General features: G+C 32.7%; 15 protein-coding genes and 1 CRISPR repeat array. All 15 genes read right to left on the bottom strand.

Annotated features, from left to right (window positions below; genetic code table 11):
- A CRISPR array of direct repeats spans positions 1-1,371; the repeat unit is 29 nt; unit sequence AGGATCACCCCCGCGTGTGCGGGAAAAAT.
- A gap of 29 nt (positions 1,372-1,400) precedes the next feature.
- Positions 1,401-2,312 (bottom strand): type I-E CRISPR-associated endoribonuclease Cas2e, encoded by a 912-nt coding sequence (gene cas2e, locus BBG48_RS05090; RefSeq protein WP_068913495.1) that lies wholly within the window; start codon positions 2,310-2,312, stop codon positions 1,401-1,403.
- A complete protein-coding gene (cas1e, locus tag BBG48_RS05095) occupies positions 2,313-3,257 on the bottom strand; it encodes a type I-E CRISPR-associated endonuclease Cas1e (RefSeq protein ID WP_068913493.1) in 945 nt (314 codons plus the stop codon).
- 2 nt (positions 3,258-3,259) lie between these two features.
- Complete coding sequence (gene cas6e, locus BBG48_RS05100; protein ID WP_068913491.1) at positions 3,260-3,895, bottom strand: type I-E CRISPR-associated protein Cas6/Cse3/CasE; 636 nt, start codon at positions 3,893-3,895, stop codon at positions 3,260-3,262.
- A gap of 3 nt (positions 3,896-3,898) precedes the next feature.
- Positions 3,899-4,630 (bottom strand): type I-E CRISPR-associated protein Cas5/CasD, encoded by a 732-nt coding sequence (gene cas5e / locus BBG48_RS05105; protein WP_068913489.1) that lies wholly within the window; start codon positions 4,628-4,630, stop codon positions 3,899-3,901.
- Between the two features lie 13 nt (positions 4,631-4,643).
- Entirely contained in the window at positions 4,644-5,726 is a 1,083-nt protein-coding gene (gene cas7e, locus BBG48_RS05110; RefSeq protein ID WP_068913487.1) for a type I-E CRISPR-associated protein Cas7/Cse4/CasC, read from the bottom strand.
- Positions 5,719-6,321, bottom strand: a complete 603-nt coding sequence (casB, locus tag BBG48_RS05115) for a type I-E CRISPR-associated protein Cse2/CasB (RefSeq protein WP_068913485.1) — start codon at positions 6,319-6,321, stop codon at positions 5,719-5,721. Before casB ends, cas7e begins: the two co-directional genes overlap by 8 nt.
- Positions 6,322-8,013 (bottom strand): type I-E CRISPR-associated protein Cse1/CasA, encoded by a 1,692-nt coding sequence (locus tag BBG48_RS05120; RefSeq protein ID WP_068913483.1) that lies wholly within the window; start codon positions 8,011-8,013, stop codon positions 6,322-6,324. It abuts the gene before it with no gap.
- Positions 8,000-10,798 (bottom strand): CRISPR-associated helicase/endonuclease Cas3, encoded by a 2,799-nt coding sequence (locus BBG48_RS05125; RefSeq protein ID WP_068913481.1) that lies wholly within the window; start codon positions 10,796-10,798, stop codon positions 8,000-8,002. Before BBG48_RS05125 ends, BBG48_RS05120 begins: the two co-directional genes overlap by 14 nt.
- A 375-nt stretch (positions 10,799-11,173) precedes the next feature.
- Positions 11,174-11,905, bottom strand: a complete 732-nt coding sequence (gene nagB, locus BBG48_RS05130; RefSeq protein ID WP_068913479.1) for a glucosamine-6-phosphate deaminase — start codon at positions 11,903-11,905, stop codon at positions 11,174-11,176.
- A gap of 158 nt (positions 11,906-12,063) precedes the next feature.
- Positions 12,064-12,411, bottom strand: coding sequence for a 50S ribosomal protein L19 (rplS, locus tag BBG48_RS05135; protein WP_068913477.1), 348 nt, complete (start codon positions 12,409-12,411; stop codon positions 12,064-12,066).
- 120 nt (positions 12,412-12,531) lie between these two features.
- Positions 12,532-12,918, bottom strand: coding sequence for a hypothetical protein (locus BBG48_RS05140; RefSeq protein ID WP_068913475.1), 387 nt, complete (start codon positions 12,916-12,918; stop codon positions 12,532-12,534).
- A gap of 68 nt (positions 12,919-12,986) precedes the next feature.
- A complete protein-coding gene (locus BBG48_RS05145; protein WP_068913473.1) occupies positions 12,987-14,489 on the bottom strand; it encodes a sensor histidine kinase in 1,503 nt (500 codons plus the stop codon).
- Positions 14,479-15,180: a response regulator transcription factor gene (locus tag BBG48_RS05150; RefSeq protein ID WP_068913471.1), complete on the bottom strand. Its 702-nt coding sequence runs from the start codon at positions 15,178-15,180 to the stop codon at positions 14,479-14,481. Before BBG48_RS05150 ends, BBG48_RS05145 begins: the two co-directional genes overlap by 11 nt.
- Before the next feature lie 31 nt (positions 15,181-15,211).
- On the bottom strand, positions 15,212-16,549 hold the full coding sequence (locus tag BBG48_RS05155) for a hypothetical protein (protein WP_068913469.1): 1,338 nt from the start codon (positions 16,547-16,549) through the stop codon (positions 15,212-15,214).
- Positions 16,550-16,587: 38 nt separating this feature from the next.
- Entirely contained in the window at positions 16,588-17,436 is an 849-nt protein-coding gene (locus BBG48_RS05160) for a mechanosensitive ion channel family protein (protein WP_068913467.1), read from the bottom strand.
- Between the last annotated feature and the right edge of the window lie 4 nt (positions 17,437-17,440).

Below are 17,440 nucleotides of genomic sequence, written 5' to 3' on the forward strand. Positions count from 1 at the left end.
AGGATCACCCCCGCGTGTGCGGGAAAAATTACAAAGGAGCTATTAATATGAATAATTTTACAGGATCACCCCCGCGTGTGCGGGAAAAATTGAAAATTACTTCTTAATTCAGCACCAAAACTAGGATCACCCCCGCGTGTGCGGGAAAAATACAATTCCAGTTGATGAAATGCTAGAAAGTACAGGATCACCCCCGCGTGTGCGGGAAAAATCAAGGTACTCTTTTGTCTTGGCAGTGTGAAGCAGGATCACCCCCGCGTGTGCGGGAAAAATGAGTATAAAATACGTTTACCGTTTCCTTTTCTAGGATCACCCCCGCGTGTGCGGGAAAAATGGATATAACTGGTCAAAGATTCCGCTTATACCAGGATCACCCCCGCGTGTGCGGGAAAAATTACAAAGGAGCTATTAATATGAATAATTTTACAGGATCACCCCCGCGTGTGCGGGAAAAATTTGAGTTAGTCAATGGCTAGTTCGCTTCGCTCAGGATCACCCCCGCGTGTGCGGGAAAAATCTATGTTTACTATATTTTTTTCAATATTCATTAGGATCACCCCCGCGTGTGCGGGAAAAATACTATCATTACTGGTTCAATTTCAAGTGTCATAGGATCACCCCCGCGTGTGCGGGAAAAATTTGTTTTAAATATCGTTCTTGCAGTTCTGAATAGGATCACCCCCGCGTGTGCGGGAAAAATTCTCTTGTAATTTTAATTTCAACTGTTGGACTGGGATCACCCCCGCGTGTGCGGGAAAAATGGCAATTGATAAAACTTGATGATATTAAACCCGGGATCACCCCCGCGTGTGCGGGAAAAATCTTGCTGCTCTTTCACCGATTGACCATTCATCAGGATCACCCCCGCGTGTGCGGGAAAAACCAAAAGAACAGTTGGAAGCTGTTGAATATTATGGGATCACCCCCGCGTGTGCGGGAAAAACATTTGAATTCGGATTTGATGGTATTCCTTTCGGGGATCACCCCCGCGTGTGCGGGAAAAACTTTAAAAGAGAGGTAAAGAAAATGAAAAAACAGGGATCACCCCCGCGTGTGCGGGAAAAACCGTATACGGAACTTTTGAAGAAGTATATATAGAGGATCACCCCCGCGTGTGCGGGAAAAACGTTATTTCGGGCTTTGGGGGCAAGGTAAAACAAGGATCACCCCCGCGTGTGCGGGAAAAACTGTTTTTTGAATTCCACTTTGTACTCGCTTTTAGGATCACCCCCGCGTGTGCGGGAAAAACCAAAGCATATCACATGCAGGATTGTATTGATAAGGATCACCCCCGCGTGTGCGGGAAAAACTCAATTACATCATTTATTTCACTTTTAGCTTCAGGATCACCCCCGCGTGTGCGGGAAAAACACTAATAGATTCTTAATATTTAAGCATTCTTATTTAACTTTTTCTAAAAATTTATTTAATTTTTTAGAAATCTCAAAAGTAATTTTTGCGTCATCAATAGCTCTGTGTTTCTGTTTTTTATTTATACCATAACTTTGCATTACTGTTTGTAGCTTATAATTTTCTAAAAACATTTTGTCTTTTTTTATATATTTGATAATGTCATGTCTATTGTTTTTAATTTCTTCAATTCCATTTAGTTTTAATAAATGATTTAAAAATTTTAAATCAAAATCTATATTATATCCCACTAAATCATCTTGACCTAGATATTCTAAAAATTCGGTTAAAACTGAATTAATATTTTCCCCATATTCACAAAGTAAATTATCATCAATGCCTGTCAATTTTTTTATTTCTTCTGGAATTGCTTTGTTATATGCTATTAATTTTTGAAATTCAGAAATTATTGTTCCATCTGTATAATCTACTTTTACAGCTCCTATTTCTATAATTGAATTTTTTGTATAGTCCAATCCGTCTGTTTCAATATCTATAACCACATATGTCTTTCTTTGCTCTTTTTTTGCTACAGATTTGTTTTTATACTTAATCGCTTTTCTGAACTTGGCAGCTTTACTAAATCCATGCGAAATTTGTCCAATTGTTTCATTATTTTCTTGTGTTTTTGAAATCAAAATTAATGGTATACCGTCATAATCTACGACTTTTCTATCTGTATTTATTGTATCAAAATTGTATCCGATTTCGTTATTACAGGAGTAGCACATGATTGCCTCTCCAGTTTTTACGCTATCAATAACTCTTTTCCATATTTGCTCTCGTACTTTTGAGTTAAAATTACCTACATAAACTCCTGTAGACAATTCTTGCATCCATTTGCTCAAATCCCCACGAAGTGATATCGGCACACTTTTTAGTGTAATTACAGTAAATGGCATTTAGTTATCACTTTCCTTATAACTTACTCCATATTTTACCAATTCCATTTTGTCATCCCAAAGGCTAATTTCTTCACCTATTATTGTTTCTTCTTCATCAATTTCTAGTAAATACTGTAAATCTTTTACTATTTTTGACATTAACTTACCTTTTGCAAATATATCCCTGAGTCTTTGTCTAGTTATTCTTGCTATGTCTTGCCCTATCTCAATAGTTGAGGCAATTTCAAATGAAATTGGTATTGTTATTTCAGCTTTATACAAATCCGCAATATCATAAACAAATGATAAATCATGACCTGTGTGGACAAAGCCCAAGCCTGGTGATAATCCTAATGCAACTATCACACTATGAACTAAACCATAAAGTGCCACATTTGCACATGACAGTGCCTGATTTACTAGACTTCCTCCTTCAAAATCATCTATATCATATTCTCTTCCTGTCCACTCAACTTCGTGAATTTGAGATAATTTTCTATATACCCTACGAACTCTTGCCCCTTCTTTGCCCCTTAATTGTTGCATAGTAAGTCCAGTGACATCTTCTCCTGAAAATCTCATTTGATACATTTTCTTTGCAACTTCAAGGCGTGAATTTTGGTTTGAAACTAATTTTGCCTGCTTTTGTAAATACCTTGTTGAGTGTGCAAGTGCTCTACCATGTGCATATTGTCTTACTCCCCTTTCTCCTACCCACACAACGGATGTGCCAGCATCGCCTATTATTTCCATGGCTCTATGACTTATTTCAGTACCAGGTCCAAGCATTAAAACCCCAATCATTGCTACAGGAATTTTAACTATTCCCCTACTTTCTGCAATTGTAATTGAGCTGTCTATCCTATTTATTTTTGCGTGCTCTACATAAATAAATGTAACTCTATCACTGATTTTTGGCAGCTCAATTAACTCAGTTTTCTTTGCTCCAATTTGTTTTCGCATATCTACTCCAATGGTATAACTGTCATAAGACCAAATCCATAGGCTTTTTTCTTTCCAATGCCATTAATTAGAGTTTGTTTAAATAGCTCCACATTTATTATCTCAAGTGTTCCTTCATAAACGGCTTTTACTAGGTCTACACTTTTTTGACCTTTTTTTTCAAATTTTTCTGTGCCTCTTTGAGTTATTAAAAATTCTCCTTGCTTTATTCTAAAACCATTTTTTTCTGCTCTATCAAGCAAAAATTTTTCTTGGTCTTTAATTTTTAACTGCGGCTGGGCTATACCTCTATTTCCTTTTCCCATAGACTTTGTAATCACTGGATTTAATGTTATACGAAATTTCATTTTTTGATTTTGTTTTAATTTATCTAAAAATTTGTCATAGTCTTTTGTCTGTGCTGTATTTTCTACTCCATACTTTTCTAATATGGCTAAATTCGGTTTTGTTTGGCTAACTAAAATTAAATAAGTTTTGCCGTTTAGCCTGTCTATCCTCCAAAGTTTCCTTGTCCTAAGATTTTTTTCAAATTCATTTGGAAAACTTGTCTCTACCCAGTTGTGTATTGCACTCAAGTGGATTAAGTCTTTTATTTTCTTTCTATTTTCCACGTCTATTTCTACTCTTGACATATACATTTTCTAATCTCCTAAGCTTGAAAATATATCGTGAGCTGTTTGCACATTTTTCTCTTTGAAAAATTCATTATTTACTTTAATATTTATAAAGCTTTCACCTCTATACCCAAATTGTCTGTCTTTTTGAGAAAATGAAATTACTCTATCTTGTCTATATTTTATTTGTTTATTGTCTAATAAATGTGAGTCTACATAGGCTTGTAAATCTACCTCTTTGCTTTTTATTTTCTTTTTTTGCCACTGTGATGCTAACCAATTTGTCGAATTAAGTATGTCTAATAAGTCTTTATTTTCTAATCCAAGTATAAAATCGTAATTTATAGGGCATGAACGTCTACCTAGAAATTGCTGAAAATATGGTGATTTTAAAGCGGTTTCTATTTCTTCAACAAGCATATCTTCTCCACTTAACGCTACTAAAAATATTGCATCTTCAAGGTAGTATCTATTTGTAACGTACGTTCTTTCAACTTCTTTTTCTACTGTTTTTTTATATTTTCTTGCTGTGTGATAATCTTTCATCAAGTTTCCCTGCTGGTCTACTCTAACTCCAAAGGAAAGATTATTTAGTTTTTCTATTTTTTCTGTTTCATATCTTTTGTATCCTAAGCTTGCTGATATCATACCAATTACTGCACTTTTTGATGGGTAAAAATCTGTCTGCCTTGTCTCAAATCTTGAGTTCGTACCCCATGACTGCAGGGGAGCTGCGAATTTCATTAAAATTGTTTTCAATTTTATCACCTGATTACATTAGTTCATTTAGTGAAGTTCCTAAATCTTGTAATAATTCTGATAATGTATCTTTTTCTAGTAGTTCATTAAGTAACTCATTATCTTCTTTTTTGCTTAATTCTTCTAATGAAATGTAGAATGTTTTAAGTGGTTTGTTTACAAATTTTTCAGTTTTCTCATATTCTTTGCAAAGTTTTTTTATTGACTGTTCAATATAGCCTTCTGCTGATTTTACAGGTTTTTCAAAGGCACTGACTAAATTTACTGGTCTGTCATTTCTTATGCTGACTACTAATAATTGTGGTAGTGTTTGATTTGCAAATGTGTTAATTTTGCCTGTAGGCATTGAATTTACAAATGCTTCTACAAATAATTTTAAACTATTTATTGTTGCAGTTTTATCTTTTAACTGTCCTTCTAAATCATGAACGGCTACATTCGCATATCTGTATAATGTTGATGAATTGAATTCGATGTTTCCAAGCATCCCTGCTCCAGCACTTTCTTCAGGTGATAAATCATCTAATGCTGTATAAAAATCAAACTCATTTTCTATAGCGTGAGTGGATATGCTGTGTGCTACTTGAGCTGATGCGTCTTCGTTTAAGGAGGCATCATCTGCTACCATTCTTCCAAATAAGGCTATGTCTATTGATGGATTGTTTTTTAAAATTTCTTGAAGTTGTTTTTTGTCCTTTTCTCCATTAATTGCGGCTTTTGCTAAATTTTGAGCCTGCACTTCTCCCATAAAAAATAATGCTTTAGCTTTTTGCTTGTTTGTCTTTACTCCTGCATTATTTATAACAGCATCTGCCATTTCCATAGCTTTTTCCATTGATATTTGGATGTCTAAAGCACAAATTTTATTTGCTACATATGTAACTATATCTAGCGTCCTTTTCCCTACGTTTTTAATTTCTCCATTTTCATTAAAGTAGTCCCTCATAGCTTTTTTCCATGACTGTGAGCTTACTCTAGCTCTTCTTACTCCGCCGTACATAGCTGTCTTTGGACTGCCTGTGTCATCTCTATTTATATTAGATGGTGGTAATGTCTGTATTGCATGGATATCTAGGTATAATCTATTATTATTCATTTTCTTGTTCTCCTTTTTCTGTTTTATTCATTTTATAATATTCTCTTGCCCAATTTAATCTTGTTTCTTTTTTATAGCCAACTAAGAACCAGTACAAATCTTGTGCTAGTTTTGCGTAGTCTACCTTAGTTTCAGGTGCTTTAGATTTTAGTAGTTTCATCATATATCTTAAATGGTTGCTTAGCTCTTCATAGGTATTGGCAACTAGCATTGCATTAAATCTTCTGTCTAATGCGTCTTGATTATCTGATGTTCTCATTTGTTTTAAGGAATAACCTATGTTTTTATATTTGTTTTCTTGTGTCTGTGATAACACACTGTCTGTTTTCCCTTGTTGATGTAATGCGTATAGCTGTAGACTGCATAAGATTGCTTTTTCATAATTGCTTGGAGTTTTAGTATTACCTAAAAATTCTTCTGGTAAGTTTTCAAACAGTATTTGCCAAACTTCATTAGACTCTGTTATCGACTTACCTACAGACTTACGCAATTTTGCTAAGTTAGCTTTCCCTGATAAATTTTCTGAAATGTAACTGCTACTTAGTTTACTTAAAATTGTACTTGTAATTTTGTAAACTTCATTTTCCTGCCCCAATTAACTCTCCTCCTCTACTATTAAATGTTTATTAATATTTGATAAAAATGCGTTATAAGCGGTAGCTATATTTTTAACTTTTCCATCTTTTTCTATGCCTCTAAAATCTCTTGTATTTCCACTTTCAAGTTGACTTTTAGCTTGATTGATGACTGAACTTTTTAATATTTTGTTCCATTGTTTTATTTTTATATTTGGGTCATCGTCTTTTTTTATGTTTGAAAGCCAAGTTTTAAAGCTTTCGTCTATAAGGAAATATATTCGCTCAATATTCGTCTCTACAAATCCCTTATCAGTTGAGTTTCTTATCTCTAAAATATCTTTGAGATAGTTTTTATAATAAAAATCTATTATAAGTTTTGTATTATCAACTACTTCGTTAATCCTAACTACCCAACTGTTCATATCTGCCAATACAGTGTTATTTACATTTATTTCATCTAAAATTTCGTCTACTGGCACCCACGATGTGGCATTTGCGTCATCTTCCATACTTGCTGCACAAATAGTCACATTTTGATTTCCAATTTCTTCTTCTATGGTATTTAGCCAATTGATTATACCAGGTTGTCGGATTTTATTTGAAGGCGTTGCATCTTCAAATCCTGTAAGTAGTCCAAAATTTCTCCATACTGATTTATTCTTTTGGTGTTTTCTCGGGGTAAACTTATCCTTATTGTCGCCATCCTTATTATATTTCCACAAGGTCATTGGCTCTATAAAATTATCTTGATGGTTTATATTTGCCAGTTTCACTATTTTACAAGAAAAAATTGAATTTTCAGTGATATCCTTATCAATATATGCCGCTCTTGACCACGCTGTATATAGTCCAGCCACATCAGATACATAACCGCCTTTAAGAAATTTTTTTATCATTTCATTACTAGTTAGCTCCCAGCAAGGCTCTTGAATGTTTAAAAGATTGTTATTTTCTTCATTTAAGATGTAAAAATTTAATAAAAGAGTTTCAAAAAGATTTTTACCTTTAAGATATATTCCTCCTAAGTCAAATAGCCAGCCTTTAGATGCAGTATATTTATCTTTGCCAAAAATAACTTTATCTGACAATCCAATGTAGTTTTGCAAATGTATTAGCCATCTTACCATTTGAGGATATGTCATTTTTTCTTTGTTGTTATCTAGCTCATATTTAGGCGAAAATAATGATATTTTATTTGCACTTTGAGATATACATCTATTAATATTTTTTCCTAATATTTCACTGCCTTCAGATTTGCTTATCTTATCTGATGTTATATCTTCGTTAACCACTTGATAAAAAGGATATTTATCATCAAATAGATAAAATCTATCTCTCCATTTTTCCAAATAATCTTGTATTATATCAGGAAATTCTTTGCTCTCCCACAAGTCAAACCATGTATCACAAAGCTTGTCTTTATAATCTTCTAAATCGTCCTCTCTAATTTTTTCTACTTGTTTAAACCTTTCATCTAATTTAAAAAAGGCATATTCTTCTCCATCAGCTGAAAATCTTGAAAAAACTGTGTGCAATACTGCAAGTAGTAACCTCAGGGTTGAAAAATCTTGCGTTTTTGTATCACCTGCCAAGTCAATATATTTATGTGCATTTCTAAAAACTTCTTTTAGTGATACTTCCCTTGATTTTCCACTTTCATCAACCAAAATACTTATCCACGGCTCATCTAACAGGTTATATCTTCCCATTGTCAATCTCCTCTCTTAATACATACACTCCGTATTTGGTATCATATTTTAAAGTAACTCCGTTTATTTCAAATTTATTTTCCTCATCAAATATTATACCTAGCTCACCTTTAAGCCATGTAGATTTTTCCCATTTAAGTAAATGGATTTTATAATAATTTTCCAGTAACTCTATAGTTTTGTCTATATTGTGCGGTAGTGAAAGTAATCTAGGCAATCTAAGTGTATTTTTAGCTATTTCTTTATCTATATTATAGTTGCCAATCTGATTAGATATATCTAATCCATCTTCAAATATCCCATATCCAGTGCCCATTTTTTTTAGTGCAATTACTTCTATAGTCTGCTCTATATCTCTTACCTGTGCGAAGGCTTTTTCGTCAGTTTTATCTTTACTAGAATTATTCAACCAACCTACCAATGTTGATGATTGCAGACGCTTTTGCTTTAGGACTGGTGATTTTAACTTATAATCGTTAGCTCTTTTTTTCTTATAATCTATTTTTTCATTGTATTTTTGTTTTGAATTTTCATAAATGCTTTTTAAATTTTCGTCTAGTTCAAGTTCTTCATTTGAGTAAGTTTTTTGTATCAAGTCTGAAATGTCCATAGGTATATTAATTATTTTTGGCATAAAATACTGCGTCCTCATCAAAATATATTTGCCATAAACAGCCTCTGTGCCTTTTTCGTACTCATAATCATCATTTGTATCTAAAATGTATAAATTAGGGATTTTTAAACTTTTAGGTCTATCCTTCAAATCGTGTCTATGCAATCTCCCTATCCTTTGGATTAGCAAGTCCATTGGTGCAATGTCGCTAATCATCACATCAAAATCAATATCTAATGACTGCTCTATTACCTGAGTACCTACGATTATTTTTTTGAATGCTCTATTATTTCCTACACCTTTACCAATGATTGACAATAGATTTTTTTCATTTTTTATCCTGTCTGTTGAGATAAAATTTGAATGTAAAAGCTCTACATTTTCCTCTCCAAGCTCTTGTTCTAAAAGTCTTGTCAAATCTTGAGCTTTTTTTACTGTGTTTACAATTATTCCTACTATACCTCCATCAAAGGTAAGCTCTTTTACTTTATCTATAAGCCTTGATGTATCTAAATGCAATATATTTATTTGTTTTGAGGTCTCATTTGTTTCTATAAAATCTCTTTCTTGTCTTACAGCTTTACCGTCTGTATATGTAATTAGTGGGTATGATAGTGTACTTAAAGTTTGCTTTAATTGCTCAAAGGTATCACCTTTTATATCCGCTCCCTTACCTTTAAGATATGATTTTATCATTTGAATTCTTTTTTCTTCCGGTAAGGTTGCTGAAAGTATAATCATAGGCACTTTATATGCTCCCATCCACTCTATTGCCTCTATCAAATACTGGCTCATATAAGCATCATAAGCGTGGACTTCGTCAATTATTACTACCTTTTTGCTAAATCCTAAATGCCTTAAAAATAGATGTTTTTGCTTTAATGCAACCATCAAAAAATAATCTACTGTGCCAACTACAAAATCGTCAATAGAGCTTGTGTTTTTGCCTGAAAACCATTGATTTACAATTATATTTCCATCAGGTGAGTCTAAGTCTACATTTGATGCAAGGCTCATAAAATCATCATTTAGTGCAGCTTTTGAGTGAACTAATCTGATTTGTAAATTTTCTTTGCTCTCATTTTTTATGCTGTTAAGCCATGACAATATTCTTGGAAAAATGCCATCAGATGTCGCCTGCGTAGGCAGTCCAAAAAATATTCCACTTCTGCCCGTTTTTTCTGCTAATTGCTCTGACCCTATCAATGCGGCTTCAGTTTTTCCAACTCCCATAGGAGCTTCTAATATAAATATTCCCGGTTCTTCAGTTTCATTTATTATTTTTGATAGTTTAGCTTGCACACTTCTAGGTGTAAAACCAAACCTTATTTTATATTTTTCTTTATAGTCTAAAGTATTTTCCAGTATACAATTATATGACTTTCTCCAGCTTAAAAAACCCGTTTCTTTTCGTTTTTCTTTATCCTTTACTTCACTTTGTTCTATCGGTATAAGTGGAAAATAAGTTTCGTTACTTGCTATCCAATCAGCCATTATAAGTAATCCTGTATATATTACTTGACCTATCTGATTTATTTTAGGTAAATTAGATACTTCATTAAACCCACTTATTTTCAGTGCCCAGTATAAAATTTCTTTTTGCTCATTTTTCCATCTGTTATGTATTTTCTTTTTTAATTCATTATCTATAGAGTTTAAAGGTATCTGATAAAGATTGTCCTCATATGATGCTTGGTCTTTGTATGTTTTTGAATAATCAACCGGCTTGCCATGATGCGAGCCTATAATACAATTTATATCTTCGTTTATTCCCAAAATACTTAGTATGTACTCTCCTGCAACTGTATGATGTGAATATTTTGCAGATGCTGCCTTAAAATTTAATAAGTTTTTGAAATCATCATTTTCTAGTTTTTCAATCAAAACATTTAATATATCTTCATCAAAAAAATTCAACTTTTTTGTTTGAAATGCCGGAGTTGCTTTGGCTATGTCATGAACTGCTCCCAAAAACACTGCCAGCTCTTTTGCTTTTCCTTTTGATTTTTCATCAAGTGAGTCGTCTAATATATTCCTTTGCCCATCGCTAAGCCAATGCTCATATAATAGTCCAATCACATCTTTTGTATCTACTAAATGCTGATATAGTGGTAGCCAATAATATCCTGAGTCTTTAGTTTCTCTTTTAGCCCATAGAGCTTTTGAAAACATAACACCCTCTTATATAATTATAAATTAAAAAATTTTGTGATATTATATTTTTAATTATATAGCAAATTCACCAAATTTGAAATGAATTTAAAAATTTTTCCGCATTTAATACTAAATTACTTTGAAAATTGTAGCATACATATTAAAAAGAAATTTATGCTACTACCTTATGCAAAATTTTTTACAATGAAAACTAATACTACACTTTCTTATGTAAGTTAGTATCACTAGTAAAATTTGTTGTCAACTATAAAAGCTCATATACTAAAATGCTAAGTTGAACTATATAGAGCAGACAAAAAATCTCCATGAGTAGCTTTAGTTTTCTAACGAACTACTTATGGAGTTTCTTATAAAAAACTTTTTACATTAAAATCAATCTTCCCACTGACTAAGTGCCTCTTCGTCTGCTAGGACAAATAGCTCCTTGTGAAGTTGCAATATTGAGGCTGGCACTTTTGGTGTTATCGGTCCATTTAAGGCTTTATTTAAAATTTCTGCCTTGCCTTTTCCGCTTGCAATCAAGACAATTTTTTTAGCCAACATTATGGATTTTATGCCCATAGTGTAGGCTTGCTTTGGCACTTCATCAATTGAATTAAAAAATCTTTTATTAGCCTCTATCGTACTTTGAGTGAGGTCAACTAAATGTGTTCCCTTTGGAAATTCGTCCGCTGGTTCATTAAAGCCTATATGCCCGTTATTTCCTATGCCAAGTATCTGCAAATCTACTCCGCCCATATCTGCTATTATTTTATCATAGCCCTTAGTGGCTTTTTCTAAATCTTTTTCCAAGCCATTTGGCACAAATGTATTTTTTTTATCTATATTAATATGGTCAAAAAAGTTTGTATTCATAAAATATCTGTAGCTCTGCTCATTTTCAGGCGGTAGCCCGATATACTCATCAAGGTTCACTGTCTTGACTTTAGAAAAATCTATATCGCCCTTTTGATACCAGTTAATCAACTGTTTATATAGTCCTATTGGAGACGACCCTGTAGCTAATCCTAATACTGAGCTTGGATTTAAAATTACTTGTGCTGATACTATATTTGCCGCTTTTCTACTCATGTCCTGATAATCTCTAGCTTTATAAATAAACATTTTTCCTCCAAAATATAATCCGGTATATTTCAAAATCATCGATAAGTTTTAATTTTATCTCAATATAAGTATATCCAACTTTGCTTTTTAATTCAATATCTTGTTATTTAAAATCATAGAAAAAAGGCTGCCAAATGGCAACCTTTTGGTTCTTGTGATTATCTGATACCTTTTTCTTTAATTTTTGCAGCCTTACCAGTTCTTTGTCTAATGTAGTAGATTTTAGCTCTTCTAACTCTACCTTTTCTTACAACTTCGATTTTTTCTACTAATGGAGAGTGTAGTGGGAATATTTTTTCTACTCCAACACCGAAAGACATTTTTCTAACTGTAAATGTTTCTCTAACACTTCCGCCTTGTCTTTTTAGTACAACGCCTTCAAAAATCTGTATTCTTTCTCTTTTTCCTTCTTTGATTTTTACGTGAACTTTTACTGTGTCCCCAGGTCCAAAGTTAGGAATTTCAGCTTTAAGCTGTTTTTGTTCAATTTCTCTGATTTTTTCCATTTTTTTCCTCCAAATAATATGTTCGTAATGATTAAATCGCACCAGAGGAACATACTTAATAATTAACTATGTGATTATAACTGATAAAACTACTTTAGTCAAGTAAAAGAGCTTAACTTTTTATTTTTTATCTGCGTTTATATCGTCTTTTTCTGATAAATTATCTTTTAAATCTAATTCATCAAATTTAACATCTTTCACATCTTCTTGAGAATATTCTTGTATACCATCTCTATCATTGATTATATCATCAGTTTTTTTCCACTGATTTTTTACACCAAAAAACATTAGAATACTTACTCCTAAAAACATAAGTAGCATTTTTATGTCTGCCGCCTTTATTGCATAAAAACCTCCAACAAGCATCAATAAGCCAACTAACGCAAATATAAGCGTGGCTGAGGCACTGGTAGTTTCTCTTACTTGTTTAGGTACTTTTTTTGATGTTAAGAAAAAATACAATCCTATTACTAATGCTTGTATTAAAAAGTCCTTGAATTTATCCATTTTAACTCCAAAAAAAATCCTTATAAAACCTGTTAAAATCAAAAATTAAATCCTAAAAAACTGGTGCTTTATTCCGTCTTTTTCTCTTCAACCTCTGCTTGTAGCTGTTCTTTTATAGGGTTTTCTAATTTTTTAATTGCAGGAAATACTATAATTATAGCCGTACCCGCTCCCTCTTTACTTTTAATAGTCATTTGCCCGTCCTGTAGCTTAACTAATTCATCGACAATCGATAAACCAAGTCCGCTACCTGGCTGTGTACTGCTACCCTTATAAAATTTTTCTGTAACGTGAGCTAGATTTTCTTTCTTAATACCTATCCCATTATCTTTTACGACAGTGACAATCTTATCTGCAAATCCAGAGGCGATTATATCTATTTTTCCATCTGCTTTTTTTGTAAATTTAATAGAATTTGTAATCAAATTTATATAAATTTGCTTTAGCCTGTTTTCATCAGCCATTATTATTGTGTCTTCGCCCTTAAATCTACATTTTATCTCTATATCGTTGCTCTTTTGGTTGCTAAACTGCCTGTATACTTGGAAGATAATGCCCTTTATATTTACCGGCTTTTTGACTACCTTCATTTTACTTGACTCAAATCTAGAGAAATCAAGTAGCTCTTCAACCATTTTGCTAAGTCTTTCTGACTCTGTTGTGATAATATTTAGTCCTACCGCCAAATCTGAGTCTTTTTGATAAGCCTCACTCATTTGTAAAGTTTCAGCCCAACCTTTTATTGAAGTGAGCGGAGTCCTTAGCTCATGGGATATTGAGGATATAAACTCTGTTTTAAGCTTATCGGATTTTTTTATTTCTTCCGCCATAAAATTCATCGTATCTGCCAGCTCACCTACTTCGTCCTGATAGACCTTTTCAGCTTGACGCTCAAAATTTCCTGAGGCAAATTCTCTTGCCGTCTCATTTAATTTTTTTAGCGGATTAATTATACTCTTTGATAGCTGAGTTAGTGTGAATATGAAAAAAACTATTATAAATAATGAAAAAATTACGCTGAATACTATAAAATTTCTTACCTCTGCATCTACTTTTTCCAATGAAACGGTAAACCTCAGCACTGCGTCTACGTCATTATATTTTATAAGCGGTCTACTGGCTGACAGTGTACTTTCCTTTGTGATATTATTTTTATCTCTATACAGGTCAAATTTTTTATTTATAAGAGCTGAGGTGACGTCAGGTGTATTTACTTCCATATTGTCTGAAAAGCCGTTTGAGTCTCTTATCAACTTTTTTTCTTTATCTATTACTTGCACATAAAATTTGTCTTTATAGCTGGATAAGTATGTATCAAAGATTGAGTCGATTTTTTCGTATGATGATGTGTAGCTGGACGTTTTGTTTATGAAGTCTGACGACAGAGTTACCCTATCCTTTAAAATCTGCTCAACTCCACCATAGTAGTAGTTGTGTATCACTGAAATTAACAATATTTCCAAGATTGCAACTATTAGTGCAACTAGTATCCCAAAATTTTTGATAAACCTTATTTGTATACTGGAATTAACAAAATTATCCAGCTCTTTTAAAGAGCCTTTAATATTCATTATCCTCATCCCATCTATAACCAAAGCCCCAAACAGTCTTCAAAAATGAAGGGTTTGATGGGTCTTTTTCTATTTTCATTCTTATACGTCTGATGTTTACGTCAACTACTTTTAAGTCGCCGTAATAATTTTTGCCCCATACACTATCTAAGATGTCATCTCTTGATAAAGACTTGCCTTTATTTGTCAAGAATAATTCCAATATTTCAAATTCTTTTGGCGTAAGTGGCACTTCTTCATCGTCTTTAAAGAATTTTCTTTCTGAAATGCTGAGAGTAAAGTTGCCGCTTGTGATTTTGTCATCACTTTTTATTTGAATTTCTGAGGTTGTAACTCTTCTTATCAACGCTCTAAGTCTTGCAATTAATTCCTTTGGAGAAAAAGGCTTGCTAATGTAATCGTCCGCTCCATATTCCAGTCCTAAGACCTTATCTTCTTCGTTTGTTCTAGCTGTAAGCATAATTATGCCTATGTTGTCTTTTTTTCCTCTGATGTGTTTTAATACCTCAAAGCCATCTATTCCCGGCAGCATGACGTCAAGTATAGCCACACCGATGTCAGGTGTCTTGTCAAATATTTCTATGGCATCTTCTCCTGAGCCTGCCTCAACTATATCATATCCCTCTCTTCTAAGGTTAAGTGTGATAAAACTTCTAATGGAAAATTCATCTTCTAAAACTAATATTTTCATATTTACCTTCCTATCGTAATTTATATTAAATTTACAAATTTTCCTTTACTAGATTAGACAATATTAAAACGTCTGAACGCATATTTATATAGTTTACATGGTCTTGTCCGGTAAGCATACTACCATTATCCAAGACGTTTCCAACTATTACATACTCTTGCCCTTCAATCAATAGCTGCATTGTATCGTCCTTTTCCTTTTTCTTGATATAATCATATTTTCTCATATAAGACAGCTTGACTAGCGGATATTCAATTCCTTTGCTGTCAATATATTTAAAACTGATATATCCCTCGTCCAATTTATAATTTATCTTATACTTCCCTCTAAAGCTCTTTGGTATAGAAAACTTAAATCCAAGAGGCGACTCATACTGCTCGCTTATCAGCTCCAACGAATAATCGTCTTTTATATGAAAATATCCGTTTACCTCGTCTTGGTCGCTAGATGTGACAGAAACTTTGTAATTCGGTGATTTAAATTTATATCCTACCTCTATAATTCCATCTAAGTTTACATCAGCAGTAGGCAAGTTGAAGATATAATGCTTTTCTCTAAATGTCTCAATTTCATTGAGGCTCTTAAAGTGTTTGTTGTCATAAAGATACACTTGAGTATTTTCCTGTCCGCCATCTGCTGAATAATCTATAAACATAGCTTTTTTGTTTTCGCTAATATTGCCGATTGTAATATCATAAGGATTGCTTATATCTCTTAGACTAACAGCATTCGTCTGTTTTATGTCATAATTTTCAAACTGAAAAATCCTCAAATCATAACCATCGCTTTTTCCCTGATTTTTTATTAGGTAGAGCTCGTCTTGTTTATCCTGATTTATATCATATATTTGCATGGCAGTGTATGATATTTCTTTTACAGCCTTTATAGCTCTATCTTCATAATATATTACACTTAAAAGCTTAGGATTTTCAAAATTGTAAGCATCAAAAGCCTCCACTATAATTTCCTTTTTCCCATTGTTGTTTAAATCCTCAATGTGGATTTTGCTGATTTCATAAGAATTAAATGTGATGTCTGCCTTTTTTATCCATAGTGCATCAGACTTGGAAAGTATGAAAACTCCTACCTTGTCATCAGAATTTTTCTTATAAAAAGATATAATTTCTCCTGAACCATCTCCGTCTAAATCTCTGATTACCATTGCAGAAGAGGACTTGTCGCCTTTCATAAATATTGGATAGGTTACTGTATTTTGTGGGCGAAAGTTTTCTACTGCCTCAATCATTGATTTTTTTTCGCTGGAAAGCTCAGGTACTTGCAATAGCTCCTCAGGGGTTGCTATTTTAAAGCACCCTGACAGCATAATGGCATTTAAAAATGCTGTTAAAATTATTAATAATTTTTTCAATGTACTTCCTTTTCGTAAATATGTATTAATTATCCATATTACTTTTTAACAAGTTGTTTGTCAATACACGCAAAATGAATGTCGTGTTTATCATATTCAGATTTCAATTTTTTATTTATTTCATAATACATATCCCAGTATCTACTTGTCAATACTTCGCATCTGCCTATAATATCTACTCCATATAATGAAAACTTGTCTATAAATACTGCTGTTTCATTATAATTTAAATTGTCCTTATGGCTTTTTAATAACAGCTCTAGTATATCCATAGCTAATTTGTGGTCACTTTCATAGGATAAGGTAAAAGAAATTGTAAGTTTTTTGACAGAATTTTCATTTACATTTATGACGTATTCGCTGGTCATTTTAGAATTCGGTATATAAACCCTACGCATATCTATTGTCTCAAGACAAGTATTCACAAGGTTAATGTTAATCACTGTTCCCGCGATTTCATTGTTGTAGCTGACATAATCGCTGACCTTAAATGGTTTAAATATTAATATCATCAAGCCTGAGGCAATATTGCCCAAGTTGTCCTTAATACCAAGACCTATGCCCACCGCTAAAGCAGATAACACCGCTACCCATGAAGATGGGTCTAATCCCATAGCAGTAAGAGATGCCATAACTGTAACAAGTATTAAGAAAAAATAAACTACTTGAGATATAAAACCTACTACCGACTTATCCAGCTTTGATTTGCATTCAATTTTAATTAAAAAATATCTGATTATTCTTGCAATAATATATCCAATAACAAATACCGCAAGCCCTATGACTAAGTTTGGAAAAAAATCATGCACTTGCTTGATAAGCTTTTGCGTTAAAGTTAAATTTTTTTCTATTAAATCTTTTGCCTCTTCTATATTACCATTTTGCATACTG

The organism is Criibacterium bergeronii (assembly GCF_001693775.2).
Classification (GTDB): domain Bacteria; phylum Bacillota; class Clostridia; order Peptostreptococcales; family Filifactoraceae; genus Peptoanaerobacter; species Peptoanaerobacter bergeronii.